Below are 22,535 nucleotides of genomic sequence, written 5' to 3'. Positions count from 1 at the left end.
GAATTCGCCTCCGTGGTAACGTTACTCCGGTAATGTTTCTGGTACGCGAAGGTGGCGGAATTGGTAGACGCGCTAGCTTCAGGTGTTAGTGTCCTTACGGACGTGAGGGTTCAAGTCCCTCTCTTCGCACCAAATAACCACATGATTTATATTGCACTCAGCATCGATGCGAAGGTGGCGGAATTGGTAGACGCGCTAGCTTCAGGTGTTAGTGTTCTTACGGACGTGAGGGTTCAAGTCCCTCTCTTCGCACCAAGCTGGCGACGTAATATAAATCAAAGCAACAACATCGACTGTGCGAAGGTGGCGGAATTGGTAGACGCGCTAGCTTCAGGTGTTAGTGTCCTTACGGACGTGAGGGTTCAAGTCCCTCTCTTCGCACCAATTGATGATCTCTCCGGTAGTTCCTTCGAAAGAATCCCAACGCATTGATGATAAACACGCTTAAGCGTGGTTTTGCCGTTTCTGGCGTTTCACCCAAAGCTGAAGTTGAGGCTGACTGCCGCCAGGCCGCCCGCCAGCGCCATGCAGGAAGGCAACAGCAGATAGTGGCGCAGCCGGCTATTGAACAGCATCACCAGCGTGGCCAACATCGCTATCACGATCAGGGTGCGCAACTGCAGCATATCCAGGTTGATCAAGGCCAGCAGCGGCATCAACGCACAAGGTAGCAAAACGCCCCAGGCGCTGGCCAGGCGATCCCCGAGGCACCAACTGACGCCCCACAGCCCGCACGCGGCAATCATGGCAGTGAGCATGACACCCTCCTTAAGTGATAATGATAACCAATATCATATAACACTTTTTTAGCCGCCGCATCATTTTCACTGCGCTGACCAAACTCAGATGACACCAGCAGGAAAAAATGATAATTTGACATAAGAAAATTCCTAGTCCTGTTTGCATGATAATAATCACAACCCTCAACCATGCAATTCAAGTGGATATTCGCGCCAAAGGAATGCTTCTCAACCTTAATTATTCGACAGAACGACTTTGCAAAGAGTGACCTCCGTATGAACGCCCGTTCTTATCAGGAATTACTGAACAGCAAGCAGCGCCTGGCATTATTTCTTTTTCTGATAATGAATGCCGCCTCTTCCGTATTTACATTATTGTTCCCTTTTAGGGATACGCCCGCATTTACCCTACCTTTATTATGTATACCGCTATTTTGTCTGGTAGCGGCGCTATTTTCCCTGCAAACGCCACGTAAATATTTGTGCAAACTCAACCTGTTCGCCAGCGTACTCGGCCTGCTCTGGGCCGCACATATTTACGTTAAAAGTCAATATTGCCTACCGAATAACCAAGATTTTTTATTAATTAGTTTGTTTAGCATCTTTTTTATCAGCGCTATTTCTCTGACGGATAACTTTACCGCCTTTTGTTTACACGCCGTACCTTCCGCAATGATGATCCTGGCTTTAGACGGCATGCATAATACCCTGCGGATATTATTCACCACGCTATTACCTATTATCGCTTTCTCCATTCATCACCTGATGTTGAAACGCAGTGAAATCTTTACCCACGCGCTGGTGGCCAACCTGTATAACGAGCGGGACAAATTCAATAATTTGAGCATGCTCGATCCCCTGACCGGCCTTTATAACCGACGTGGGCTGGAGAATAAGATCACTATGCTGCTGGAACCGCAAACCGGCCACCATTACGTGCTATTGCTGGATATCGACCACTTCAAGGTCTACAACGACAGCTACGGCCACGCCATGGGCGATCGGGCTTTGGTGCAGGTGGCGGTCGCCATCCGCGATGCGGTGCGTTCGCGCGATATCGTGGTGCGTTACGGCGGGGAAGAGTTTTTGGTGCTGCTGACCAACGTGCACGAAGGCTACGCGGCGCAGCTGGCCGAGCGAGTGCGCCAACGCGTGGCGGAACTGAACATCCCGCACGGCGCCAGCCCGCAGCACAGCGGCACGCTGACGCTTAGCGCCGGCATCTCCGCGCTGGAAAAACTGGACATCGAATCGGCGATAGGCGCAGCCGACGCCGCGCTCTATCTGGCGAAACACAGCGGCCGCAACAATATCCAGCTGGCGCAAAACGTCCAGCCCGTCGTCATTCACCCTTAAGCCGCCGCCGAAACGGCGCGGCGGCCGCCAGTAAAACTTAAGCAGAGGTGGAACGCAGCCCGTTCAACAACAGGTTCAAACTGGCCAAGGCCTGCTCCAGCGCCACGTCTTTTTCCGGCTGATGGGCGACCCACAGCGCAGCATCCATCAGGCCGCCATTGATTAAATGCGCCAGCGCTTCCGGTTCGGCGGTAGCGATACGCCGCTGCGCCATCAACGCCTGTAAGGCCCCCGTCATCCAGGTGATGCAACCCAGTTTGCTGGCCTGCAGATAGTCGGCTCCCAGCACCGAGGGCGAATCGCGCAACAGAATGCGCTGCGATTGCGGCTCCGTCATCATGATCAGATAACCGCGGCAACGCCCCGCGAAGGCCTCCCAGTCATCTGGCGTGTTCGCGGTAATGTCGGCCAGGCGCGCATCCATTTCGGCGTCGATTTCCTGCACGACGGCCAAAAACAATCCCTTCTTGTCGCCAAAATGGTGATAGAGCGCACCGCGCGTCATACCGGCTTGCGCAGTAAGCTCATCCATCACCGTCTCGGCATACCCCACGCCGCCGAACTGCTGACGGGCGGCCGCCACCAGCTTACGCCGGGTTTCTTCAATCATTTCTGTGCGCGCTTTACGTGCCATGGATTCACTCCCGTCTCGCCATTGATGACGTTATAATTGACATACGCCATGTATGTCAATTAACGTAACATACGTGGCGTATGTCAATGATGGGCATTGCGCGAATACCGAGCCGCCAACATTCAGGAGCCCTATTCATGGCAAATCCTTATTTCACACTGTTCAGCGCACCGGGCAGCAAGGCGTTTTCCTCTGCCGGGTTGATCGCGCGCCTGCCGATCTCAATGACCGGTATCGGCATCATCACCATGCTTTCGCAGGTACGCGGCTCCTATTGGCTGGCGGGTGCGGTGGCGGCGACATTCGCCTTTTCCATGGCGCTGCTCGCGCCGCAAATCGCACGCGCGGCGGACCGCTACGGCCAAAACCGCGTGCTGCCCTACGCCACCGGGGTCAGCGCACTCGCCCTGTTGCTGCTGCTGATCTGCACCCACTATCGGGCGCCGGACTGGACGCTGTTCGTCTTCGCCGCGCTCGCGGGCGGCATACCCAGCATCTCCGCGATGGTCAGAGCCCGCTGGAGCGAAATTTATCGCGGCACGCCGCAGCTGCACACGGCGTTTTCATTCGAGTCGGTGTTGGACGAAGTGGCCTTTATCGTCGGCCCGCCGATCGCCGTGGGGCTCAGCGTTGCGCTCTTCCCTGAGGCCGGCCCTCTGGCGGCCGCGCTGCTTCTGGTGGCGGGCGTTTCGGCATTCGCCTGGCAAAAAAGCACTCAGCCCCCGGTTTATCCCCGCAATAACCAGCGGCAGCGCGCCATCCTGGCCATGCCGTCGATGCAGATCCTGGTGCTGGCGCTGATCGCGCTGGGCACCATCGTCGGCACCGTGGACGTCATCAGCGTGGCCTTCGCCGAGCAGCAGGGGCAGCCGGCCGCCGCCAGCATCGTGCTGTCGGTTTACGCAGGCGGCTCCTGCCTCGCCGGGCTGATTTTCGGCGCAATAAAGCTGCCGTCCCCATTGCCTCGGCAGTTCTTATACGCCGCCTTCGCCACCGCACTCACCACGCTGCCGCTGCTGTGGGTGCACAATGTCTTAACGCTGGCGGCGGCGATGTTTGTCGCCGGACTGTTTTTCGCGCCGACCATGATCGTCGCCATGGGGTTGGTTGAACGCCTCGTGCCGCCTTCACGTTTGACGGAAGGATTGACCTGGATGGTGACCGGCCTGGGGGTTGGCGTGGCGCTCGGCGCCGCCTTGGCGGGGCTGGCGATCGATGCGGTGGGGATCAAGGCCGGCTTTGGCGTCACGCTCACGGCCGGCCTGGTCGTACTGCTGGTGGCGGCCGGCGGCTATCGCTTAATGCGGCGAACGCTGGCCGTGCAAGCGGCATGAACCGCTCGCGCTAGGCGCTTTCCCAAATCGCCTTGCCCTGCCAGCGCCGTTCGATCGCCGCCAGAAACAGTTTCACCTTGGGGGAAAGGTGGCGCCGGCTGGGATAGACGGCGCAGATCGGCGGCCCCGGGCGACAATAGCGCTCCAGTATCGGCACCAGCGTGCCGGCCGCAATCTGCTCACCGACCAGAAACGCCCCTACCTGACACAGACCGGCCCCGGCGACGGCCGCATCCCGCAATGCCTCGACGTTGTTGAAACGCATCCGGCCGCGCACCGGCTGTTCGTGCAGTTGACCGTTAACCCGATAGCGCCAGGGCGCCGGCAATCCCTGGTGGCTGAAGACCAGCGTCTCGTGATCGCCCAACGCCTCCGGTTTCGCAGGCGTACCGTGCCGCGCCAGATAGTCCGGCGCCGCGCAGGTGATCAGGCGATGCGGCGCGAGCACCCGCCGCACCAGTCGGCTGTCGTCGCTGCCGCCGACGCGGATCGCCACGTCGATGCCGTCGCGCACCAAATCGCTGTAATCGTCGGAGAAGCTGACGTCGGCGTCCACCTCCGGCCACTGCGCCAAAAACTCCCGCAAAATCGGCAGAATATGCAACCGCCCCAGCGAGACCGGCACATCCAGCCGCAGCCGCCCGCGCGGGGTTTGCCGCCGCGTATTGAGCGCCGTTTCCGCCTCTTCGGCCTGCGACAGGATACGCTGTGCATACTCGTAAAACACCGCGCCGTCTTCGGTCAGGCTGACGCTGCGCGTGGTGCGCTGCAGCAGCCGGGTCGCCAATCGCGCCTCCAATCGGGTCACGCATTTGCCCGCCGCCGAACGGGAGATGCCCAGCCTCTCGGCCGCCAGCGTGAAGCTGCGGGCATCGGCGACGCGAATGAACACCAGCAGGTCGGTCAGGTTATCCAACGGCATAGACGGTAAATTAGCCACGATCTGTCCCCAATGTTGCGCATTCAGGCCAGTTTATCAGCCATTTTGGCGCGGATACACTGGGGTTCTTCATCTGTTGGGAGAGTCATTATGAGTGCCTTACACGCCGACGGCGGCGCAAAAGCGTGGCTGGCGACCTTCACGGTCGGCCTGTCCACCTTTACCGTCGTCACCGCAGAAATGCTGCCCGTCGGGCTGCTGACCCCGATCGTCAATACCCTGAACGCGACGATCGGCCGCGCCGGGCTGCTGATTTCCCTGCCGGCCCTGTTCGCCGCGCTGTTCGCCCCGCTGGTAGTGCTGGGCGCCCGGCGCACGGACCGCCGCAGCCTGTTGGCGGGCTTTCTGCTGCTGCTGATCGCCGCTAACCTGCTGGCCGCCGCCGCCACCTCCCTGGCCCTGCTGTTCGCCGCGCGCATCCTGCTGGGTTTTTGCATCGGCGGTATCTGGGCCATCGCCGGCGGGCTGGCGGAACGCCTGGTGCCGCCGGCCTCAGTCGGATTGGCGCTGTCCGTCATCTTCGGCGGCGTAGCGGCGGCCTCGGTGTTCGGCGTGCCGCTCGGGGTATTCCTCGGTGAAGCGCTGGGCTGGCGCCTGGCGTTTCTGGCGGTCGCCGTTCTGGCGGCGCTGACCCTGCTGCTGCTGGTATGCGTGCTGCCGCCGCTGCCGGTCACGCAGGCGATAAGCTGGAGGTCGTTCACCGCGCAGCGCGCGAATCGCCGGCTGCTGACCGGGCTGCTGCTGACGTTTTTGCTGGTCGCCGGTCACTTTATGGCTTACACCTTTGTCCGTCCGCTGCTGCAGACGGTCTCCGGCATCGAGAGCCGCTGGGTGGGGCCGCTGCTGTTCGCCTACGGCGTCGCCGGCCTCGTCGGGAATTTCATCGCCGGCCAGGCCGCCGCCAAACGGCTGCGCCGCACCCTGGCGCTGATCGCCCTCGGGCTGGCGCTCGCCGCCCTGCTGCTGCCGCTGCTGGGCCACGCGCCGCTGAGCGGCGGCGCCTTCCTCCTGCTGTGGGGCCTTGCCTACGGCGGCGTTTCCGTTTCGTTGATGGCGTGGATGCTCAAGGCGGCGCCCGATGCGGTCGAGGTCGCCTCTTCGCTGTATATCGCGCTGTTTAATCTGGCGATTTCCTGCGGTTCGCTGGCGGGCGGGCTGGTGGTGGACGCCGGAAGCTTGACGATAAACGGCGCGCTGTCCGGCCTGGTGCTGCTGCTGGCGTTGGCGATCCTGATGGGGGCCCGGCGGCAGATGCCGAAAGCGGCGGCGAAGGCCGATTCGCCGCCGGGATGAATCAGGCGCGGCGCTGCCGCAGGCCGTAAACCAGCACCACCGCGAAGCACAGCAGCGGCAGCAGATAAGAGAGCGCGGTGCTGTAACGGTCGGCCAGCGCCCCCATAAAGTACGGCATGATGGCGCCGCCGACGATCGCCATGATCATGAACGAGCTGGCGCGCTTGGTGTGCTTGCCCAGATTTTTCACCCCCAGGGCGAAAATGGTCGGGAACATGATCGACATAAAGAAGAACACCGCGATCAGCGCCACCACCGACACGCCGTCGACGCTCAGCATCACCACGCCGCACAGCGCGATGTTGATCAGCGCATAGGCCGCCAGCAGCGTCGCCGGTTTGACTCGCCCCATCAGCCAGGTGCTGAAGAAGCGCCCGACCATAAAGCAGATCATGGCGATCGACAGCAGGTAAGAGGCGTTCTGGTTAGACACCTCGCGCCAGTGCTCGGTGGCGTAGTTGATGAAGAACGCTCCCACGCCCACCTGCGCCGCCACGTAAAAGAACTGTGTGATAACCCCGCCGACGAAATGCGGATGCTGCCACAATCCCTGCGCTATCACGCCGTGCACCGGTTTTTCCTCTTCGCGGATCGCCGGCAGCCGGGTGCGGCTGAACAACAGCGCGATCAGCAACACCAGCGCGGCGATCGCCACATAGGTCATCTTCACCGCGCTCTGATCGCCGTCGCCGGCGGACTGGCCGGCGGAGAAGAACAGCGTGCCGCCGATCAGCGGGCCGATAAACTGCCCGAGGCCGTTGAACGACTGCGCCAGGTTGAGCCGCCGTTCGGCGCCCTGCGCGTCGCCCAGCACCGTGGCGTAAGGGTTGGCGGCCGTTTCCAGACAGCCCAGGCCGCTGGCGATAACGAACAGCGCAAACAGGAACACGCCGAAGCTGTTGGCCGACGCCGCCGGCACGAACAGCAGCGCCCCCAGCGCGTACAGGCACAGCCCGACCAGAATGCCCGCCTTATAACCCTTGCGATCCATAAAGTACCCGGCGGGCAGCGCCACCAGGAAATAGGCGCCGAAGTAGGCCGCCTGCAGCAGCCCCGACTGCGCCTTGGTGACGTGCAACGTCTCCTGAAAATGTTTGTTTAATACGTCCAGCAGGCCGTAGGACAGCCCCCACATGAAGAACAGGCTGGTGACCAGGATAAAGGCCCAGCGCAGATTGGCGGTCACGGGGACGCCCGGCTGCGCGGAGGCCGCACTTTTTTCAGCAAGCATGGTGATACCCTCGTATCGTCTGGCGATGATGATGTTGGCGTTATTGCTGTTGCAGAGAGAAAATCCGCGCCATTTCCACCCATTTTTCGCCCTGCGGCGTCCAGGGGGTGGCGGCCTGGTAGTGCCACATCAGCGCTTCCCATCGCTGTACTTCGGGGTTGTTCAGGCTGGCGGCGTCAAAACGCGCGGCGTCGAAATCGGCGCTGACCTCCACAATCATGAACAGCCGGGTGCCCAACCGGTAAATCTCCATGTCCAGAATGCCGTGCTCGCGCAAATGCGCGGCGATGCCCGGCCAAATGCGCTGATGATGCTGCTGGTACTCCGCAATCAGCGCCGGTGAGTCAATCAGATCGAGCGCCTGGCAGAAACGGCGCCGCCCTGTCGCCGCGCCGCTCACGTCAGCGCCCGATCGAGATGCAGGTAGCCGCCGTCCACCGACAGCCACTGCCCGGTGGTGTGCGATGACCGCGACGACAGCAGAAACGCCACGGTGTCGGCGATCTCCTGCGGCGTGGTCATGCGTTGCCCGAACGGGATGCGCGCGGTGATTTTCTCCATCTGCCGCTGCGGCTCGGCGAAGGTGTTGAGCCAGCGCTGGTACTGCGGGGTGATCACCTCCGCCGGCACCACCGCGTTCACCCGCACCCCGTCATGGCGCAGCGATACCGCCCATTCGCGCGTCAGCGCCAGCACCGCGCCCTTAGCGGCGGTGTAACCGCTGGTGCCCCCCTGGCCGCTGAGCGCGGTCTTGGAAGCGATGTTGACGATGGCGCCCCGGCTCTCCCGCAGCGCCGCCTGGCACAGGTGCGCCATCAGGTAGTAGTGCACCAGGTTCTTTTCCAGCGAGCCGACGAACGCCTCGCGCCCCGCATCCAGCCCGACGCCGTCATTGACCCCGGCGTTATTCACCAGCCCGTCGATGCGGCCGAAGGTCGCCAGCGTATGGCTGACCGCCCGGCGGCAGGCCGCCTCGTCGCACAATTCGGTGAGGATCACCTCGGTGCGCGGCTGCAGCCGCTGCAAATCGGCCAGCAGCGCCGCCTCCGGCGCGGCGTTAGTGACCAGCACCGGGATCGCCCCTTCCTCGGCCAGCACATGAGCAATCGCCGCGCCAATGCCGGAACCGCCGCCGGTAACCAACACCACCTTATCTTGCAGATACAGATCCATAACCAGACTCCGTTAAACCGTAAATTCGCCAGGCGGTGCCGCCCCAAATCGCCACCTGCTCGGCGGCCCCCAGCGTCGACAGCGCCTGTTCGCACAGTTGCACCACCTGGCGGTAGTCGCCGGCCAACAGGCACACCGGCCAGTCGGAGCCGAACATCAGCCGCTGCGGGCCGAAAGCCTCCAGCGCGGCGTCGAAGAACGGCAGCAGCTCCTCCGCCCGCCACCGCCCGCCCGGCGCCTCGGTGATCAGTCCCGAGAGCTTGCAAGCCACGTGCGGCAATGCCGCCAGCGGCCGGATTTGCTGCGCCCAGTGCCGCGCGCCGCGGGCGATGTCCGGCTTGCCGAGGTGATCCAGCACCAGCCAGTGCTCGTCATGGCGGGCGGCGAGCGCCGCCGCGGCCGCCAGATGCCGGTGCGTCACCAGGATCTCGTACACATACCCGGCGCGCTGCAGCGTTTGCATGCCGCGTTCCACCTCCGGCCGCGCCAGCCAGGCCGCCGGATCCGCTTCGTCCTGCACCTGATGGCGCACCCCGCGCAGCGCGCGATAAGGCCGCCAGGCCTCCAGACGCTGCGCCAGCTGTGGCGAAGCGATATCCAGCCAGCCCACCACACCGCATACGCCCTCGCTCCGCTCAGCCAGCGCCAGCAAGGCCAGCGTCTCTTCCTCGCTGGGGCGCGCCTGCACCGCCAGCGCGCCGTCGAAACCGTGCGCCTGCAACAGCGGCCGCAGCCGGGCCGGCCCAAAATCCTGTCGCAGCACGCGCATCCGCTCGTCGATCCACGGGTAATGCTGCGGGTGGTAGCGCCAGTAGTGCTGGTGAGCGTCGATGCGCGGCATGCGATCCTCCCGCTTCACCCGCGGAACCGGTATTGCTCGATCGACGACGGATGCATCTCGATCGAGTAACCGGGCCGGCTCGGCGGCATGTAGGCCGCGCCGTTGATCACGCAGGGATCGACAAAGTGCTCATGCAAATGATCGACGTACTCGATCACCCGGCCCTCGTGGGTGCCGGCGATGCACAGGTAGTCGATCATCGACAGGTGCTGCACGTATTCGCACAGCCCGACGCCGCCGGCGTGCGGGCAGACTGGCAGCTGGTATTTGGCCGCCATCAGCATCACCGCCAGCACTTCGTTGACGCCGCCGAGGCGACAGGCGTCGATCTGCACCACGTCCACCGCGCCGCGCATGATGAACTGCTTGAACATGATGCGGTTCTGGCACATCTCGCCGGTAGCCACCTTGACCGGCACCACCCCTTCGCGGATGCGGCGATGCCCTTCCACGTCGTCCGGGCTGGTCGGCTCTTCGATAAACCAGGGTTTGGCGAACGCCAGATGTTTCACCCACGGAATGGCTTCATCGACTTCCCACACCTGGTTGGCGTCGATCATCAGCCGGCGATCCGGGCCGATCACCTCACGGGCGATGCGCACCCGGCGAATGTCGTCTTCCAGATCGCGCCCAACCTTCAGCTTCAGGTAGGAGAAACCGGCGTCGACCGCCTCCTGGCACAGGCGGCGCAGCTTATCGTCCGGATAACCCAACCACCCTGCCGAAGTGGTGTAGCAGGGATACCCTTCCTGCAGCAGCCGTTCCAGGCGGCGTTCTTTGCCCTCGGCCCGCTGCTTGAGCAGCGCCAGCGCTTCCTGCGGCGTGATGCAGTCGGTGATGTAACGGAAGTCGATGCAGCGCACCAGCTCCTCCGGCGTCATCTCCGCCACCAGCCGCCACACCGGTTTGCCGACCGATTTGGCCCACAGATCCCACACCGCGTTAACCACCGCGCCGGTCGCCAGGTGAATAGCGCCTTTGTCCGGTCCGATCCAGCGCAGCTGGCTGTCGCTGGTGAAGCGCCGCCAGAAGGCGCCCATGTCGGCGGCGATATCCTCCAGCCGCTCGCCGACGATCTGATGTTCCAGCGCGCGGATCGCCGCGCAGCAGATCTCGTTGCCGCGGCCGATGGTGAACGTCAGCCCGTGGCCGCTGAGATCCGCGCGATCGGTCTCCAGGATCACGTAGGCGGCGGAATAGTCGGGATCCGGATTCATGGCGTCGGATCCGTCCAGCCCCAACGAGGTGGGGAAACGAATGTCTTCAACCCGCAGTGCGGTAATGGTGGTCATGGCGGCGCTCCCGGTTAAGCCTGTACGGTTTGCTGGCGCTGTTCGCCCAGCCCTTCGATACCCAGACGCATCGTCTGGCCCGCCCGCAGGTAGATGGGCTGCGGTTTCTGCCCCATGCCGACGCCCGGCGGCGTGCCGGTGGAGATCACGTCGCCCGGCTGCAGGCTCATAAAGCGGCTGAGGTAACTGACGATCTGCGGAATGCGGAAGATCATGGTGCTGGTGTTGCCGTCCTGATAGCGCTTGCCGTCCACCTCCAGCCACAGGTTCAGGCTGTGCGGATCGGCAATTTCGTCGGCGGTCACCAGCCAGGGGCCGATCGGCCCGAAGGTGTCGCAGCCTTTGCCCTTGTCCCAGGTGCCGCCGCGCTCAATTTGATATTCGCGTTCAGAGACGTCGTTGATCACGCAATAACCGGCGACGTGGCGCATCGCGTCCGCTTCGCTGATGTAGCGCCCGCCCAGGCCGATCACCACGCCCAGCTCCACTTCCCAGTCGGTTTTCTGCGAGCCGCGCGGGATCTCCACCCGGTCGTAGGGGCCGACCACCGCGCTGGTCCATTTGTTGAACACCACCGGTTCTTCAGGAATGGCCGCACCGGTCTCCGCCGCGTGATCGGCGTAATTCAGGCCGATGCAGATAAACTTGCCGATGCCCCCGACGCAGGCACCAATGCGCGGCTGCCCCTCGACCAACGGCAACGCGGCGCTGTCCAGCGCGCGCAGTTTGGCGAGCGACGCCGGCAATAACGCGGCGCCGCCCACGTCGGCGATATGCTGCGACAGATCGCGCAGGCGACCTTGCGCATCCAACATGCCGGGGCGCTCTTGCCCGGGTTCCCCGTAACGTAAAAGTTTCATGCGTTCCTCTCTCAAAAATGGCGGCTCAGTTGCTCCAGCCGCCGTCGATGATCTGCACCGTGCCGGTGGTGTACGAACTGGCGTCGGAGGCCAGATACAGCGCCAACTGGGCGATCTCCTCGGTGGTGCCGATGCGCCCGATCGGCTGACGGGCGACGAACGCCTGATACACCTCTTGCTCGCTGCGCCCCTGTTCGCGCGCCTGCTCATTGATGCGCTGGCGCAGCGACGGCGATTCCACCGTGCCGGGGCAAATGGCGTTGCAGCGGATGCCCTGGGTGACGTAATCCGCCGCCACCGAGCGCGTCAGGCCGATCACCGCCGCCTTGCTGGCGCTGTAGGCGAAGCGGTTCGGCACCCCTTTCACGCTCGAGGCCACCGAAGACATGTTGATGATCGAGCCTTTGCCGCGCGCCAACATGCCCGGCAGGAAGGCGCGGATCATGCGGAACATCGCGGTCACGTTGAGATCGAGCGCGAACGCCCACTGATCTTCGCTGCAATCGAGGATCGATCCGCTGTGCACCACGCCTGCGCAGTTGAACAGCACATCGATCGGGCCGATCGCCTCCGCCGCCGCCGCGATGGCGGCCGGATCGGTGACGTTCAGCGCCAGCGCGCGGATCCCGGCGCAGCCCTGCAGGCGCTCGAGGTTGATGTCGCTGGCGATCACTTCGGCGCCGGCGGCGGCGAACAGCCTGGCGGTGGTAAAACCGATCCCTTGCCCGGCGGCGGTGATCAGTACGCGTTTCCCGGTTAAATCCATCTTGACTCCTCGGCCTAAAGGTCTAATGGTCAGGCCACTAAGGGCGATTAAAGGTCAGGCCTCTAACATGACAAAAGACGCTTTACGCGTTATCGTTGGGGGAAGAAGTTAATAAAACAGCCTTGAAACCACATTTCAATTAACCATTTTTTTACACTTGAATAACGATTACTCAAGCGCCTTGTCGCATAATTGTGCGCCAAATCACTGAACGCCGAATCGTCAAAGGTCAAAAATGCCGATTACCCGACTGGAAAACCCAAGGATTTACAGACAGATAGCCGACCAGCTCAAACGTCTTATCGAGAATAACGAATTTCCGCCTGGCAGCCGCCTGCCCTCGGAGCGCGATCTCGCCCAGCAATTGCAGGTCAGCCGCGCATCGGTGCGCGAGGCGCTGATCGCGTTGGAAGTGATCGGCCTGGTGGACGTCAAAGTGGGCAACGGGGTGATCGTGCGTTCGCAAACGCCACCGGCGGCGTCGCAGGAGTCGGTGATGGCCCAGGCCGGCCGCAACCAGTGGGCGGAGATCGACGACGAACTGAATATCGAGCTGGATTTCAACGCCGAGCTGCCGCCGTTTTCACTGCTGCAAACCCGCCTGCTGATTGAACCGGAGACCGCCGCGCTGGCCGCGCGCCACGCCACCGACGAGGAGCTGGCGGGCATCCGCGCCGCCTATGAGCAGAACTGCCGCGATAACCGCGCCGGCTCCGCTACCCACCCCGGCGATCGGCTGTTCCACATCCGCATCGCCCAGGCCAGCGGCAACCCGGCTTACGCGTTCATCATCGGCCATCTGCTCGGCCACCGCTACGGCAGCATGTTCCGCGTGCTGCAGCGCCACTATACGCCGGACGACATGCCGCACCGCTCCGAGCTGGAACACCGGGCGATCCTGGCGGCGATCGAAGCGCGCGATGTGCGCGGCGCCCGCAAAGCGATGAAGGCGCACCTGGATGAAGTGATCGCCATTTTCGCCCGCGCGCAGTAAGCCGCCGGCGGTTAAAAAATTTTATCACCACCGCTCTTTTTTCTACATGCAGCGGGGGGGCGGGCGCATTACACTGGGCGATGGATTACGCCCTTTCCCGCTGCATTGTTAAATGGATAACGACCGTTGAAGAACTCTGTCTCCGCTTTATTGCTGGCGCTGGGCCTGTGCGCCGCGCCGCTGGCCGTGCAGGCCGCGCCCCCGCAGCTGGCTTCGCAAATCGTCGACCAGTATGCCGAACATATTTTCTACAACAGCGGCGCCACCGGCATGGCGCTGGTGGTGATCGACGGCAATCAGGTGGTTAACCGCAGCTTCGGCGACACCAAGCCCGGCAACAACCTGCGCCCGCGCCCGGATTCGCTGATCCGCATCGCCTCGATCACCAAGCTGATGACCAGCGAAGTGATGGTGAAAATGGCGGCGGCAGGCCAGGTCAAGCTGACCGACCCGCTGCGCAAGTACGCTCCCAAGGGCGCCTATGTGCCGTCTTACAACGCCGGCCAGCCGATCACGTTATTAAACCTGGCGACCCACACCAGCGCGTTGCCGCGCGAGCAGCCGGGCAAAAAGCCGCCGAAAACGCCGGTATTCACCTGGCCGACCAAGGCTCAGCGCTGGCAATGGCTGGCGCATGCCAACGTCACGGTGCCGCCGGGCGTGCGCGCCGCGTATTCCAACCTGGCGTACGATCTGCTGGCCGACGCGCTCTCGCGCGCCGCGGGCAAGCCTTACAGCGCGCTGCTGAAAGAGAAAATCACCGCGCCGCTCGGCATGGTCGACACCACGTTGACGCCGAGCCCCGAACAGTGCTCGCGCCTGATGGTGGCGGCGGCCGGCCCGAGCGCCTGTCGCGACACCACCGCCGCGGCCGGCAGCGGCGGCGTCTACTCCACCCCGCGCGACATGCAGCGCTGGATGCAGCAGTTCCTCTCCTCCAGCGCCAGCGGCCCGCGCAAAGCCACCGCCGCCAGCGAGCAAACCATGTACTTCCAGCGCCACGATCTGGTGTCGCTGAAGGGCATGGACGTGCCGGGACAAGCGGATGCATTGGGATTGGGCTGGGTGTATATGGCGCCGAAGGACGGGCTGCCGGGCATCATTCAGAAGACCGGCGGCGGCGGCGGATTCATTACCTACATGGCGATGATCCCGGCGAAAAACGTCGGGGTGTTCGTGGTGGTGACCCGTTCGGAGCTGAGCAAGTTCACCAACATGAGCGATCCGGTCAACCGCCTGGTGAGCGATCTGGCGGCCAACAAGAGTTGAGATGAGGGGCGCAGCCAACTGCGCCCCCACGCCTCAGGCCGGCACCGCCATCTGGTGGATCACCGAATGGAAGTTGCGCTTGAAGTAGATCAGGCCGTTGCCGGCTTCGCTCAGCGCGATCTGCTTGATCTGCACCAGGTACATCTGGTGAGTGCCGATGCTCTGGATCTGCTCGATCTCCCCTTCCAGGCTGGCCAGGGTATTGCGCAATACAGGCTGCCCCAACGCGCCAAGCTGCCACTCTTCCAGCCTGAAACGATCTTCCATGCTGACGCCGGTCATGCCGGCGAAGTGGCGCGCCATCAGTTCCTGTTCGTGGTTGAGCACGTTGACGCACAGCCTGCGATTTTCCTGAAATACCGGGTTCATCGCGCTGTTGCGGTTGATGCACACCAGCAGCGTCGGCGGCGTATCGGTTACCGAGCACACCGCCGTGGCGGTGATGCCGCAGCGCCCCGCCGGGCCGTCGGTGGTGACGATATTCACCGCCGCCGACAGGCTGGCCATCGCGTCGCGAAAGCGCAGCCGCTGTTCATTTTCCTGAGACATACAACCTCCTCCTGAATTACTTCAGCAGATTATCCAACTGATTAATATCGTCATTGTTCCGCAGGTGCGGCACCTTCCAGCCATGCTGATCGTAATCGGCCAGGCACTTGTCGACCATCTGCATCATGCGATCCATGTTGCCGGATCCCTGCGCGTGGCGCAGGCACTGCAGGCGGATCTCATCCTGGCTGCCGGCGTAGTTGATCTCATACAGCTCGTGACGGCCGCCGAATTCGCTGCCGATCGCATCCCACATCAGCTTGAGGATCTTGATGCGTTCGACGTGATCCATGCCGTCCGATCCGCGCACGTAGCGCGCCAGGTACTTGTCGATCTCCGGATTGTTCATGTCGCGCACGCTGGACGGCAGGTAGATCAGGCCGCTGGTGACGTTCTTCTCGATGATGTGTTTCACCTTGGTGTAGGCCATCGGCGCCATCACCCGGTAGGTTTGCAGCGCGGCGGAATCCGGCAGGTAGGCACCGTTTTCCCATTGCGTGGCTTCGGCGCACATCGCGTCGCTCAGCGACCAGAACAGGTTGCGCCAGGCCACCACTTCGCCCAGATCGGCCTGCACGCCGCGGAACTCCAGCACGCCGGTGCACGAGAGGCTCTTTTGCAGCAGCGCGGTGATGAAATCCATCTTCACCGCCAGGCGCACGCAGGCCTGCAGCGGGAACAGCCGGGCGAAACCGCCCTGGGTGCTCCAGCGGCGGCAGCGGTCGAAATCGCGGTAGATCAGCACGTTTTCCCACGGGATCAACACATGATCCATGATCAGGATGGCGTCGTTCTCGTCGAAGCGGCTGGTGAGCGGGTAGTCGAACGGCGAACCGGTGGCGCCGGCCACCAGCTCGTAGGAGGCGCGCGAAATCAGCTTCACCCCTTCGGCGTCCATCGGCGCCACGAACATCAGCGCGAAGTCCGGATTATCGCCCATCACCTGCGCCGAACCGAAACCGATGAAGTTGTAGTGGGTCAACGCCGAGTTGGTGGCCACCACTTTGGCGCCGCTGACGATGATGCCGGCGTCGGTTTCTTTCTCCACCTGAATGTAGACGTCCTTCACCTCGTTGACCGGCTTATGGCGGTCGATCGGCGGATTGACGATGGCGTGGTTGAAATAGAGCCCGGTTTCCTGAATGCGTTTGTACCAGTGGCGCGCGTTGTCGGCGAACTGGCCGTAGAACTCCGGATAAGCGCCCAGCGCGCAGCCGAAGGCCGCCTTATAATCCGGCGTGCGCCCCATCCAGCCGTAGCTTTGGCGCGACCAGTCGGCGATGGCGTCACGCTGCTGGCGCATCTCTTCCGGGCTGCGGGCATAGCGGAAGAACTTGTGGGTGTAGCCGCCGTTGCCGGTGTCGGTATTCCAGCACAGGCGATCCTGGCTGGCCGGATCGTGCAGCGCGTCGTACAGCTGGCCGACCGAGGCCGCCGCATTGCGGAACGCCGGGTGGGTGGTGACGTCTTTCACGCGCTCGCCGTAAATGTAAATTTCGCGGCTGTCCTGCAAACTTTTCAGGTATTCGGCGCCGGTGAACGGGCGTTTGCTGTCGGCACGAAAGTCTTCTGGTTTCATCGGGTCTTCCTCGTCATCGGCATTTTTCAGGCCGTGGAGTCGGCCATTTGTTAAAATAATGTTTCTTTTGGTTGCTTAATTGAAGCTGCCAAAGCCGGTTTCGAGAAGAGACTTTTGCGGCAATCGCCGGTACTTTTCAGGTCAGTTTGCCGCTTTCGCGGCAAACTGTGATCGCGGTTACGAAAGGGCGTGTTGCGCCGCGCGGTAGGTCGAGGGGGAACAGCCTTCCAGCCGATTGAAAAACCGGGCGAAATAGGCAGGATCCTTGAAGCCGAGGCTGTAGGCGGTTTCATGCACCGTGCAGGCGCTGAACAGCAGCATGCGCTTGGCCTCGCGCAGCAATCGATCGAAGATCAGCCGCTTGGGCGGCCGGTTGGCGAAGCGCCGACACAGATCGTTGAGCCGCGATTCGGTCACCCCCAACGCCTGCGCATACTCCGGCACCGGCAGGTGCTCGCGAAAACGCTCGTCCACCATCTTGTTGAAGCGCTGGAACAGCTGCAGTTCGCCACGCACGCCGCTGTTGGCGCTGTCTTCCAGCGCGGTATTGCGCAACAGCAACGTGAACACCGCCTGCGCCAGCAGCGCCAGCGTCTGTTCACGCCCGGCCAGGTTCTGCGCGAACTCGCGGCGGATCAGCGCCCAATAGTGGCTGAGCGCCGTCAGCTCCTGCGGCGCGTCGGCCAGCGACAGGCAGATGCCCGGCATGTCGAGCGCCAGGTTGCTGCCGGGGTACAGGCGCTCCAGCAGCGGCCAAATCAACTCCTGACGCACCGTCAGCACGTGGCCGTCGCTGTCCGGTTCGGTGAAGAACGCATGCGGCACCGACGGCGGCGTGAGGATGAACAGCGGCGCCTGCACCGAATAGTGCTGATCGTCGAGCTGCAGCTCTATCTTGCCGGTCTCCAGAAAATGCACCTGGAAGAAGCAGTCGTGCCAGTGCACCTGCATGTCGCGGCCAAAGAATGCCGCCAGCCCGGCGAAGGTTTCGTAGTGCACCTCGTCGGCGGCGTAGCGCGCGTCATACTCTTTGCAAATATCGATGTTGGCGATAAAACCGGTACTTTTCCGCACCTCATTACCTCCTGCAATCCTGCCTGTCTGCGTATCAAGGCGTCGCTCTCGGGCGCGAATCCTTCATCGGGATGCGCCACACCAGCACGGCGCCGACGATCAACAGCGCCGAGACGAAATACAGCCCGGAGTTGAAGCTGCCGGTCAGATCCTTGAACCAGCCGATCAGCAGTGGGCTGAGCGCCGATCCGATGTTGCCGGTGGCGTTGATCACGGCGATCCCCACCGCTCGCGCTTCCAGGCTGATCGACTGATCCGGCGTGGTCCAGAAGATCGCCATGGCGGTAAAGGAACCGACCGACGCCATCACGATCCCCAGCAGCTGGATCAGGCTGTGATCGGTGGCGGACGCCAGCAGCCAGCCGGCGGCGGCGAACAGGTACGGCAGCGCGGTGTGATGCTTGCGCTCCTGCAGCCGGTCGGATCGTTTGCTCCACCACACCATGCCGGCGATGGTGCAGATCTGCGGGATCGCCGCCAGAATGCCGATCGTCACGTTGCTGCTGCCCTGGTTGAAGCTCTGCAGGATCTGCGGCGTCCAGATATTGATCGCGCTCAGGGTGTTGGTCAGGCAGAAATAGGCCAGCGTATACATCAACACAATCGGCGTGAAAATCTCGCGCCACAGGCTGCGCTGCTGCAGCGCGCGGTGGCTGCTCGGCCCGTTGGGCTGCACCAGCTGCAGCTTGTCGGCCTCCATCATCGCCTTCAGGCTGGCTTTTTCCTCGTCGGTCAGCCACTTGGCCTTAGCCGGCGTGTCGTCGAGGTAGAACCACACCACCACGCCCAGCAGCACCGACGGAATGCCTTCCAGCAGGAACAGCCACTGCCAGCCCTTCAGGTTCATCACCCCGTCCAGCGCCAGAATATAGCCGGAGACCAGCGAGCCGATCGCCATGGTCACCGGCATGGCGATCATGAACAAGGCGTTGGCGCGGGCGCGGTAGAACGCCGGGAACCAGTAGGTGAGGTACACCAGAATGCCCGGCAGAAAGCCGGCCTCGGTGATGCCGACGATCATGCGCAGCACGTACAGGCTGGTGGGTCCGGTGGCGAACATGGTGCAGGTGGAGGCGATGCCCCACAGCACCATGATGGTGGCGATCCAGCGCCGCGCGCCGACTCTGCTCAGCATCATGTTGCTGGGAATGCCGAAGATCACGTAGGTGACATAGAACAACGTCGCCGCCAGCCCGAACATGGTCGAGCTGAGGCCGAGATCTTTGCCCATCGTCAGCCCGGCGAAGCCGATGTTGATGCGGTCGAGGAAAGAGAAAACAAACAGCACGAACAGGAAAATAATCAGGCGCCGAAACAACTTTTTAATCACCGATTGCTCGGCGGCGGTTAACGCTTTATGTTGCTGCGCCGGGTTGGCCGGCGGCAGCGAATCGACGTGGTTCATGGTTCAGTAGACTCCCGATGAAGGCGCTTGCGCCCCGCCCTGTTTGAACTCGTCCGCCAGGGCTTCCGCCGCCCGCGCCAGCAGGGTGGTGTCTACCCCTACCGCGACGAACAGCGCGCCGGCTTCCAGATAGCGCTGCGCCAGCGCCTTGTTGGCCATCAGAATGCCCGGCGCCTTGCCGGCGGCACGGATGCGCGCGATGGCGTCGTCGATGGTGCGCTGTACCTCCGGATGCTGCGGATTGCCGGCGAAGCCCATGTCGGCGCTGAGATCCGCCGGGCCGATGAACACGCCGTCCACCCCTTCCACCTGCAGAATGGCGTCGAGGTTTTTCACCGCCTCGCGGGTTTCAATCTGCACCAGCACGCACATCTGCTCGTCGGCCTGCTGCAGGTAATCGGGCACCCGGTTCCAGCGCGAAGCGCGCGCCAGGGCGCTGCCGACGCCGCGCACGCCGTGCGGCGGATAACGCGTGGCGCGCACCGCGTCGCGCGCCTGTTCGGCGTTCTGAATCATCGGGATCAATAAGGTTTGCGCGCCGACATCCAGCAACTGCTTGATGATCACCGCGTCGTTCCACGGCGGCCGCACCACCGGCTGGCTGGGGTAAGGCGCAACCGCCTGCAGCTGCCCCAGCACCGTCTGCACGTTGTTGGGCGCATGTTCGCCGTCGATCAGCAGCCAGTCGAAACCGGCGCCGGCCAACAGTTCGGCGCTGTAGCTGCTGCACAGCCCGAGCCACAGCCCGATCTGCGGGCGTTTTTCCTGCAGCGCCCGCTTGAAGTGGTTGGTTAACATCGCATTCTCCCTGACAAGCGGGCGCGGCGCTTGGCCCCCACCCGGTTATTGCGGCTCGGTTCGCCGAGCCGGCTTATTAGACGAAGCGGCAGCTGATGCAGCCCATCGGGCCGTAATCGACGTGGAAAGTATCGCCGCGCCGCGCCGGCACCGGCCGGGTGAAGGAACCGCCGAGGATCACCTGCCCCGCTTCCAGCTCCACCTCATACGGCGCCAGCTTGTTGGCCAGCCAGGCCACGCCGTTGGCCGGGTGGTTGAGCACCGCCGCCGCCACGCCGGACTCTTCAATCACGCCGTTGCGGTACAGCAGCGCAGAGATCCAACGCAGATCCAGCGCATCCGGCTTGATCGGCCGCCCGCCCATCACCACCCCGGCGTTGGCGGCGTTGTCGGAGATGGTGTCGAACACCTTGCGCGGCCGCTGCGTCTCGGGATCGACGTTGTGGCTGCGCGCATCGATGATCTCCAGCGCCGGAATGACGTAGTCGGTGGCGTTGTAGACGTCGAACAGCGTGCAGTTCGGCCCGCGCAGCGGCTTGGCCAGCACGAACGCCAGCTCCACTTCCACCCGCGGCACGATAAAGCGATCGATCGGAATGTCGCTGCCGTCGTTGAAGAACATGTCGTCCAGCAGCGCGCCGTAATCCGGCTCGGTGATCTGCGAGCTCACCTGCATGGCGCGCGAGGTCAGGCCGATCTTGTGGCCTTTGAGCGTGCGCCCCTCGGCGATCTTCAGATCCACCCACTGCCGCTGAATGGCATAGGCGTCTTCAATGGTGATCTCGGGATGATCGAGCGACAGCGCGCGGATCTGCTCACGGCTCTTTTCCGCCTGATGCAGACGCTGCACGGCGCGGTTAACCTGCTCTTTATCCAGCATTTACGCCCCCTTCTTCACGCCTTGTTGAACAGCGCGTGGACATTGTTCTGTTTGTAATTCAGCACCGGATCCAGCTCTTCCATGGTGAAAGAGAGCGCCAGGTAACGCTGCGCCATCAGCGCGGCGAAGTGTTCCTTGATCAGCGCAAACAGCATCTCGCCCACCTGCTGACGGCTTTCCAGACTGCGGCCGTGGCCGATCTTCAGCGTCATGTGCACGAAGGCGTAATCCTGCTTGCCGTCGGCCATCTGCCAGGTGTCGAGCCAGATGGCGCGGCTGCGCACGCCGGCCAACGGGAAGATGCCGGTCGCCGCCAGCGCTTCGTTGACCTTGGCGAACAGAGTCGGCAAATCCGCCTCGCGGCGGATGTTGTCGGTACATTCAGCGTAAAAATGGGGCATAGCGTTCTCCAGACGGCGAATATGCGCGGGCCAGGCCCGCGCAACGGCATTTACAGCGTATTGCCAAGTTTGAAACCTTTTTCCGTATCGCCCTCGCGGGTATAGGAAAAACCGTCTGCGCCGATGGTGACGGCCATTTCGCTGGGCGCGCTGCGTTCGATGACCGGCTGCGGCTGCCCATCGAGATCCAGCACCAGCGATCCTTCGGTGTACCAGCTCGGCACCACCGGATTGCCCCACCAGTCGCGGCGCTGGTTGTCATGCACGTCCCAGGTCACGGTCGGGTTGTCCGGATCGCCGGTGTAGTAATCCTGCGTGTAGATTTCCACGCGGTGGCCATCGGGATCGCGCAGGTAGAGATAGAACGCGTTGGAGACGCCGTGACGGCCAGGGCCGCGTTCGATCAAATCGGATTTGCGCAGCGCGCCGAGTTTGTCGCAGATGGCCAAAATGTTGTGTTTTTCATGGGTGGCGAAGGCGATGTGGTGCATGCGCGGCCCGGCGCCGCCGGTCATCGCGGTATCGTGCACCGTCGCCTTACGGCGCATCCAGGCGGCGTAAACCACGCCGTCTTCATCGCGGATGTCTTCCGTTACGCGGAAGCCCAGCCCCTGGATATATTCCACGGCGCGCGGCACGTCTGGGGTGATTTGGTTAAAGTGATCGAGGCGCACCAGCGCGCCCGGCGTATACAGATCGTAACGCCAGGCCAGACGCTCGACGTGCTGCACGTCGTAGAAAAATTCGTACGGGAAACCGAGCGGATCTTCTACCCGCACCGCATCGCCGATGCCTTTGGCGAACCCGTTCACCCGCCGCTCGGTGCGGCAGCCAAGCGCCTTGAAATACGCTTCGGCGCGATCGACGTCTTCCGGCGTGCGCACGCGGAAAGCAAACGCCGCCACGGCGGCCACCGGGCCTTCACGCAGCACCAGGTTATGGTGAATGAACTCCTCCATCGAACGCAGGTAGAGGGTTTTGTCATCTTCGGCGGTCACGACCAGGCCGAGGATATCGACGTAAAATTCGCGTGCGGCTTTAAGGTTCGTGACCTGAATTTCCATGTAGGCACAGCGCACGACGTCGGGAGCAGGGACAGCATTAGTGGTCAGTTTTGTCGTCATTG

General features: G+C 62.8%; 23 protein-coding genes and 3 tRNA genes. 8 read left to right on the top strand and 18 right to left on the bottom strand.

What is annotated here, in order from left to right; translation table 11 throughout:
- Window positions 1-45 precede the first annotated feature (45 nt).
- The 3 genes from ACOWVD_RS10350 (at window position 46) to ACOWVD_RS10340 (ending at window position 384) form a co-directional block, all read left to right on the top strand.
- Window positions 46-132, top strand: a tRNA-Leu gene (locus ACOWVD_RS10350).
- A 36-nt stretch (window positions 133-168) separates the two neighbouring features.
- Window positions 169-255, top strand: a tRNA-Leu gene (locus ACOWVD_RS10345).
- A 42-nt stretch (window positions 256-297) separates the two neighbouring features.
- Window positions 298-384, top strand: a tRNA-Leu gene (locus ACOWVD_RS10340).
- 89 nt (window positions 385-473) lie between these two features.
- Here the strand turns inward: ACOWVD_RS10340 and ACOWVD_RS10335 are convergent.
- On the bottom strand, window positions 474-758 hold the full coding sequence (locus ACOWVD_RS10335) for a DUF1435 domain-containing protein (protein WP_004933115.1): 285 nt from the start codon (window positions 756-758) through the stop codon (window positions 474-476).
- 258 nt (window positions 759-1,016) lie between these two features.
- Here ACOWVD_RS10335 and ACOWVD_RS10330 point away from each other — a divergent pair, with 258 nt between their 5' ends.
- Window positions 1,017-2,096, top strand: coding sequence for a GGDEF domain-containing protein (locus ACOWVD_RS10330; protein WP_033645665.1), 1,080 nt, complete (start codon window positions 1,017-1,019; stop codon window positions 2,094-2,096).
- Window positions 2,097-2,133: 37 nt separating this feature from the next.
- Here the strand turns inward: ACOWVD_RS10330 and ACOWVD_RS10325 are convergent, their stop codons facing one another.
- Window positions 2,134-2,730 carry a TetR/AcrR family transcriptional regulator gene (locus ACOWVD_RS10325; protein WP_049239767.1) on the bottom strand — a complete coding sequence of 199 codons (597 nt, stop codon included), beginning with the start codon at window positions 2,728-2,730 and terminating at the stop codon, window positions 2,134-2,136.
- A gap of 137 nt (window positions 2,731-2,867) precedes the next feature.
- On the opposite strand from ACOWVD_RS10325, the gene ACOWVD_RS10320 reads away from it, so the two are divergent.
- Window positions 2,868-4,064, top strand: coding sequence for an MFS transporter (locus tag ACOWVD_RS10320; protein ID WP_421105626.1), 1,197 nt, complete (start codon window positions 2,868-2,870; stop codon window positions 4,062-4,064).
- Window positions 4,065-4,074: 10 nt separating this feature from the next.
- On the opposite strand, the gene ACOWVD_RS10315 is transcribed toward ACOWVD_RS10320, so the two are convergent.
- Window positions 4,075-4,986 carry a LysR family transcriptional regulator gene (locus ACOWVD_RS10315; RefSeq protein WP_164095949.1) on the bottom strand — a complete coding sequence of 304 codons (912 nt, stop codon included), beginning with the start codon at window positions 4,984-4,986 and terminating at the stop codon, window positions 4,075-4,077.
- 108 nt (window positions 4,987-5,094) lie between these two features.
- Here ACOWVD_RS10315 and ACOWVD_RS10310 point away from each other — a divergent pair, with 108 nt between their 5' ends.
- A complete protein-coding gene (locus ACOWVD_RS10310; RefSeq protein WP_049239764.1) occupies window positions 5,095-6,297 on the top strand; it encodes an MFS transporter in 1,203 nt (400 codons plus the stop codon).
- A 1-nt stretch (window position 6,298) separates the two neighbouring features.
- Here ACOWVD_RS10310 and fucP read toward each other — a convergent pair whose 3' ends face one another.
- From fucP to ACOWVD_RS10275, 7 genes are read right to left on the bottom strand one after another with little or no spacing between them, the layout of a single operon-like run.
- Window positions 6,299-7,528 carry an L-fucose:H+ symporter permease gene (gene fucP / locus ACOWVD_RS10305; RefSeq protein WP_164095926.1) on the bottom strand — a complete coding sequence of 410 codons (1,230 nt, stop codon included), beginning with the start codon at window positions 7,526-7,528 and terminating at the stop codon, window positions 6,299-6,301.
- 40 nt (window positions 7,529-7,568) lie between these two features.
- On the bottom strand, window positions 7,569-7,928 hold the full coding sequence (locus ACOWVD_RS10300; protein WP_075684791.1) for an L-rhamnose mutarotase: 360 nt from the start codon (window positions 7,926-7,928) through the stop codon (window positions 7,569-7,571).
- A complete protein-coding gene (locus ACOWVD_RS10295) occupies window positions 7,925-8,701 on the bottom strand; it encodes an SDR family oxidoreductase (protein ID WP_421105625.1) in 777 nt (258 codons plus the stop codon). The genes ACOWVD_RS10300 and ACOWVD_RS10295 overlap by 4 nt, the downstream gene beginning before the upstream one ends.
- Window positions 8,679-9,542 carry an amidohydrolase family protein gene (locus tag ACOWVD_RS10290; RefSeq protein WP_421105624.1) on the bottom strand — a complete coding sequence of 288 codons (864 nt, stop codon included), beginning with the start codon at window positions 9,540-9,542 and terminating at the stop codon, window positions 8,679-8,681. Before ACOWVD_RS10290 ends, ACOWVD_RS10295 begins: the two co-directional genes overlap by 23 nt.
- Window positions 9,543-9,556: 14 nt before the next feature.
- Complete coding sequence (locus ACOWVD_RS10285; RefSeq protein WP_075684789.1) at window positions 9,557-10,834, bottom strand: L-fuconate dehydratase; 1,278 nt, start codon at window positions 10,832-10,834, stop codon at window positions 9,557-9,559.
- 14 nt (window positions 10,835-10,848) lie between these two features.
- Entirely contained in the window at window positions 10,849-11,694 is an 846-nt protein-coding gene (locus ACOWVD_RS10280) for a fumarylacetoacetate hydrolase family protein (protein WP_049239759.1), read from the bottom strand.
- A gap of 25 nt (window positions 11,695-11,719) precedes the next feature.
- Window positions 11,720-12,460, bottom strand: a complete 741-nt coding sequence (locus ACOWVD_RS10275; protein ID WP_004933147.1) for an SDR family oxidoreductase — start codon at window positions 12,458-12,460, stop codon at window positions 11,720-11,722.
- A gap of 235 nt (window positions 12,461-12,695) precedes the next feature.
- On the opposite strand from ACOWVD_RS10275, the gene ACOWVD_RS10270 reads away from it, so the two are divergent.
- Together ACOWVD_RS10270 and ampH are read left to right on the top strand one after the other, a co-directional pair.
- A complete protein-coding gene (locus ACOWVD_RS10270; RefSeq protein WP_004933150.1) occupies window positions 12,696-13,454 on the top strand; it encodes a FadR/GntR family transcriptional regulator in 759 nt (252 codons plus the stop codon).
- A 126-nt stretch (window positions 13,455-13,580) separates the two neighbouring features.
- Complete coding sequence (gene ampH / locus ACOWVD_RS10265; RefSeq protein ID WP_015376541.1) at window positions 13,581-14,723, top strand: D-alanyl-D-alanine-carboxypeptidase/endopeptidase AmpH; 1,143 nt, start codon at window positions 13,581-13,583, stop codon at window positions 14,721-14,723.
- A 33-nt stretch (window positions 14,724-14,756) separates the two neighbouring features.
- Here ampH and hpaC read toward each other — a convergent pair whose 3' ends face one another.
- The 8 genes from hpaC to hpaD form a co-directional block, all read right to left on the bottom strand.
- A complete protein-coding gene (hpaC, locus tag ACOWVD_RS10260; protein WP_004933156.1) occupies window positions 14,757-15,272 on the bottom strand; it encodes a 4-hydroxyphenylacetate 3-monooxygenase, reductase component in 516 nt (171 codons plus the stop codon).
- A gap of 16 nt (window positions 15,273-15,288) precedes the next feature.
- Window positions 15,289-16,851, bottom strand: coding sequence for a 4-hydroxyphenylacetate 3-monooxygenase, oxygenase component (hpaB, locus tag ACOWVD_RS10255; RefSeq protein ID WP_004933158.1), 1,563 nt, complete (start codon window positions 16,849-16,851; stop codon window positions 15,289-15,291).
- A 177-nt stretch (window positions 16,852-17,028) separates the two neighbouring features.
- Complete coding sequence (gene hpaA, locus ACOWVD_RS10250) at window positions 17,029-17,925, bottom strand: 4-hydroxyphenylacetate catabolism regulatory protein HpaA (protein ID WP_004933161.1); 897 nt, start codon at window positions 17,923-17,925, stop codon at window positions 17,029-17,031.
- 34 nt (window positions 17,926-17,959) lie between these two features.
- Window positions 17,960-19,330: a 4-hydroxyphenylacetate permease gene (gene hpaX / locus ACOWVD_RS10245; RefSeq protein WP_033631725.1), complete on the bottom strand. Its 1,371-nt coding sequence runs from the start codon at window positions 19,328-19,330 to the stop codon at window positions 17,960-17,962.
- A 3-nt stretch (window positions 19,331-19,333) separates the two neighbouring features.
- On the bottom strand, window positions 19,334-20,128 hold the full coding sequence (gene hpaI, locus ACOWVD_RS10240; RefSeq protein ID WP_033631724.1) for a 4-hydroxy-2-oxoheptanedioate aldolase: 795 nt from the start codon (window positions 20,126-20,128) through the stop codon (window positions 19,334-19,336).
- A gap of 76 nt (window positions 20,129-20,204) precedes the next feature.
- Complete coding sequence (hpaH, locus tag ACOWVD_RS10235) at window positions 20,205-21,008, bottom strand: 2-oxo-hept-4-ene-1,7-dioate hydratase (protein WP_015376538.1); 804 nt, start codon at window positions 21,006-21,008, stop codon at window positions 20,205-20,207.
- Between the two features lie 14 nt (window positions 21,009-21,022).
- Window positions 21,023-21,409 (bottom strand): 5-carboxymethyl-2-hydroxymuconate Delta-isomerase, encoded by a 387-nt coding sequence (locus tag ACOWVD_RS10230; protein ID WP_004933172.1) that lies wholly within the window; start codon window positions 21,407-21,409, stop codon window positions 21,023-21,025.
- A 50-nt stretch (window positions 21,410-21,459) separates the two neighbouring features.
- A complete protein-coding gene (gene hpaD / locus ACOWVD_RS10225) occupies window positions 21,460-22,533 on the bottom strand; it encodes a 3,4-dihydroxyphenylacetate 2,3-dioxygenase (protein ID WP_004933173.1) in 1,074 nt (357 codons plus the stop codon).
- Window positions 22,534-22,535 lie beyond the last annotated feature (2 nt).

The organism is Serratia sp. SA088 (genome assembly GCF_049065515.1).
GTDB classification, from domain to species: Bacteria; Pseudomonadota; Gammaproteobacteria; order Enterobacterales; family Enterobacteriaceae; genus Serratia; species Serratia nematodiphila.
This window is presented reverse-complemented; position numbering and strand designations above follow the sequence as displayed.

Excerpts from the sequence above, each read along its gene's own strand:
- ACOWVD_RS10285 (WP_075684789.1), bottom strand. The coding sequence starts at position 10,834 with ATGACCACCATTACCGCACTGCGGGTTGAAGACATTCGTTTCCCCACC.
- hpaB (WP_004933158.1), bottom strand. The coding sequence starts at position 16,851 with ATGAAACCAGAAGACTTTCGTGCCGACAGCAAACGCCCGTTCACCGGC.
- ACOWVD_RS10295 (WP_421105625.1), bottom strand. The coding sequence starts at position 8,701 with ATGGATCTGTATCTGCAAGATAAGGTGGTGTTGGTTACCGGCGGCGGT.
- ACOWVD_RS10280 (WP_049239759.1), bottom strand. The coding sequence starts at position 11,694 with ATGAAACTTTTACGTTACGGGGAACCCGGGCAAGAGCGCCCCGGCATG.
- hpaI (WP_033631724.1), bottom strand. The coding sequence starts at position 20,128 with ATGTTAACCAACCACTTCAAGCGGGCGCTGCAGGAAAAACGCCCGCAG.
- hpaD (WP_004933173.1), bottom strand. The coding sequence starts at position 22,533 with ATGACGACAAAACTGACCACTAATGCTGTCCCTGCTCCCGACGTCGTG.
- ACOWVD_RS10230 (WP_004933172.1), bottom strand. The coding sequence starts at position 21,409 with ATGCCCCATTTTTACGCTGAATGTACCGACAACATCCGCCGCGAGGCG.
- ACOWVD_RS10310 (WP_049239764.1), top strand. The coding sequence starts at position 5,095 with ATGAGTGCCTTACACGCCGACGGCGGCGCAAAAGCGTGGCTGGCGACC.
- ACOWVD_RS10290 (WP_421105624.1), bottom strand. The coding sequence starts at position 9,542 with ATGCCGCGCATCGACGCTCACCAGCACTACTGGCGCTACCACCCGCAG.
- ACOWVD_RS10270 (WP_004933150.1), top strand. The coding sequence starts at position 12,696 with ATGCCGATTACCCGACTGGAAAACCCAAGGATTTACAGACAGATAGCC.
- fucP (WP_164095926.1), bottom strand. The coding sequence starts at position 7,528 with ATGCTTGCTGAAAAAAGTGCGGCCTCCGCGCAGCCGGGCGTCCCCGTG.
- ACOWVD_RS10335 (WP_004933115.1), bottom strand. The coding sequence starts at position 758 with ATGCTCACTGCCATGATTGCCGCGTGCGGGCTGTGGGGCGTCAGTTGG.
- ACOWVD_RS10315 (WP_164095949.1), bottom strand. The coding sequence starts at position 4,986 with ATGCCGTTGGATAACCTGACCGACCTGCTGGTGTTCATTCGCGTCGCC.
- hpaH (WP_015376538.1), bottom strand. The coding sequence starts at position 21,008 with ATGCTGGATAAAGAGCAGGTTAACCGCGCCGTGCAGCGTCTGCATCAG.
- ACOWVD_RS10325 (WP_049239767.1), bottom strand. The coding sequence starts at position 2,730 with ATGGCACGTAAAGCGCGCACAGAAATGATTGAAGAAACCCGGCGTAAG.
- ACOWVD_RS10330 (WP_033645665.1), top strand. The coding sequence starts at position 1,017 with ATGAACGCCCGTTCTTATCAGGAATTACTGAACAGCAAGCAGCGCCTG.
- ACOWVD_RS10320 (WP_421105626.1), top strand. The coding sequence starts at position 2,868 with ATGGCAAATCCTTATTTCACACTGTTCAGCGCACCGGGCAGCAAGGCG.
- hpaX (WP_033631725.1), bottom strand. The coding sequence starts at position 19,330 with ATGAACCACGTCGATTCGCTGCCGCCGGCCAACCCGGCGCAGCAACAT.
- ACOWVD_RS10275 (WP_004933147.1), bottom strand. The coding sequence starts at position 12,460 with ATGGATTTAACCGGGAAACGCGTACTGATCACCGCCGCCGGGCAAGGG.
- hpaC (WP_004933156.1), bottom strand. The coding sequence starts at position 15,272 with ATGTCTCAGGAAAATGAACAGCGGCTGCGCTTTCGCGACGCGATGGCC.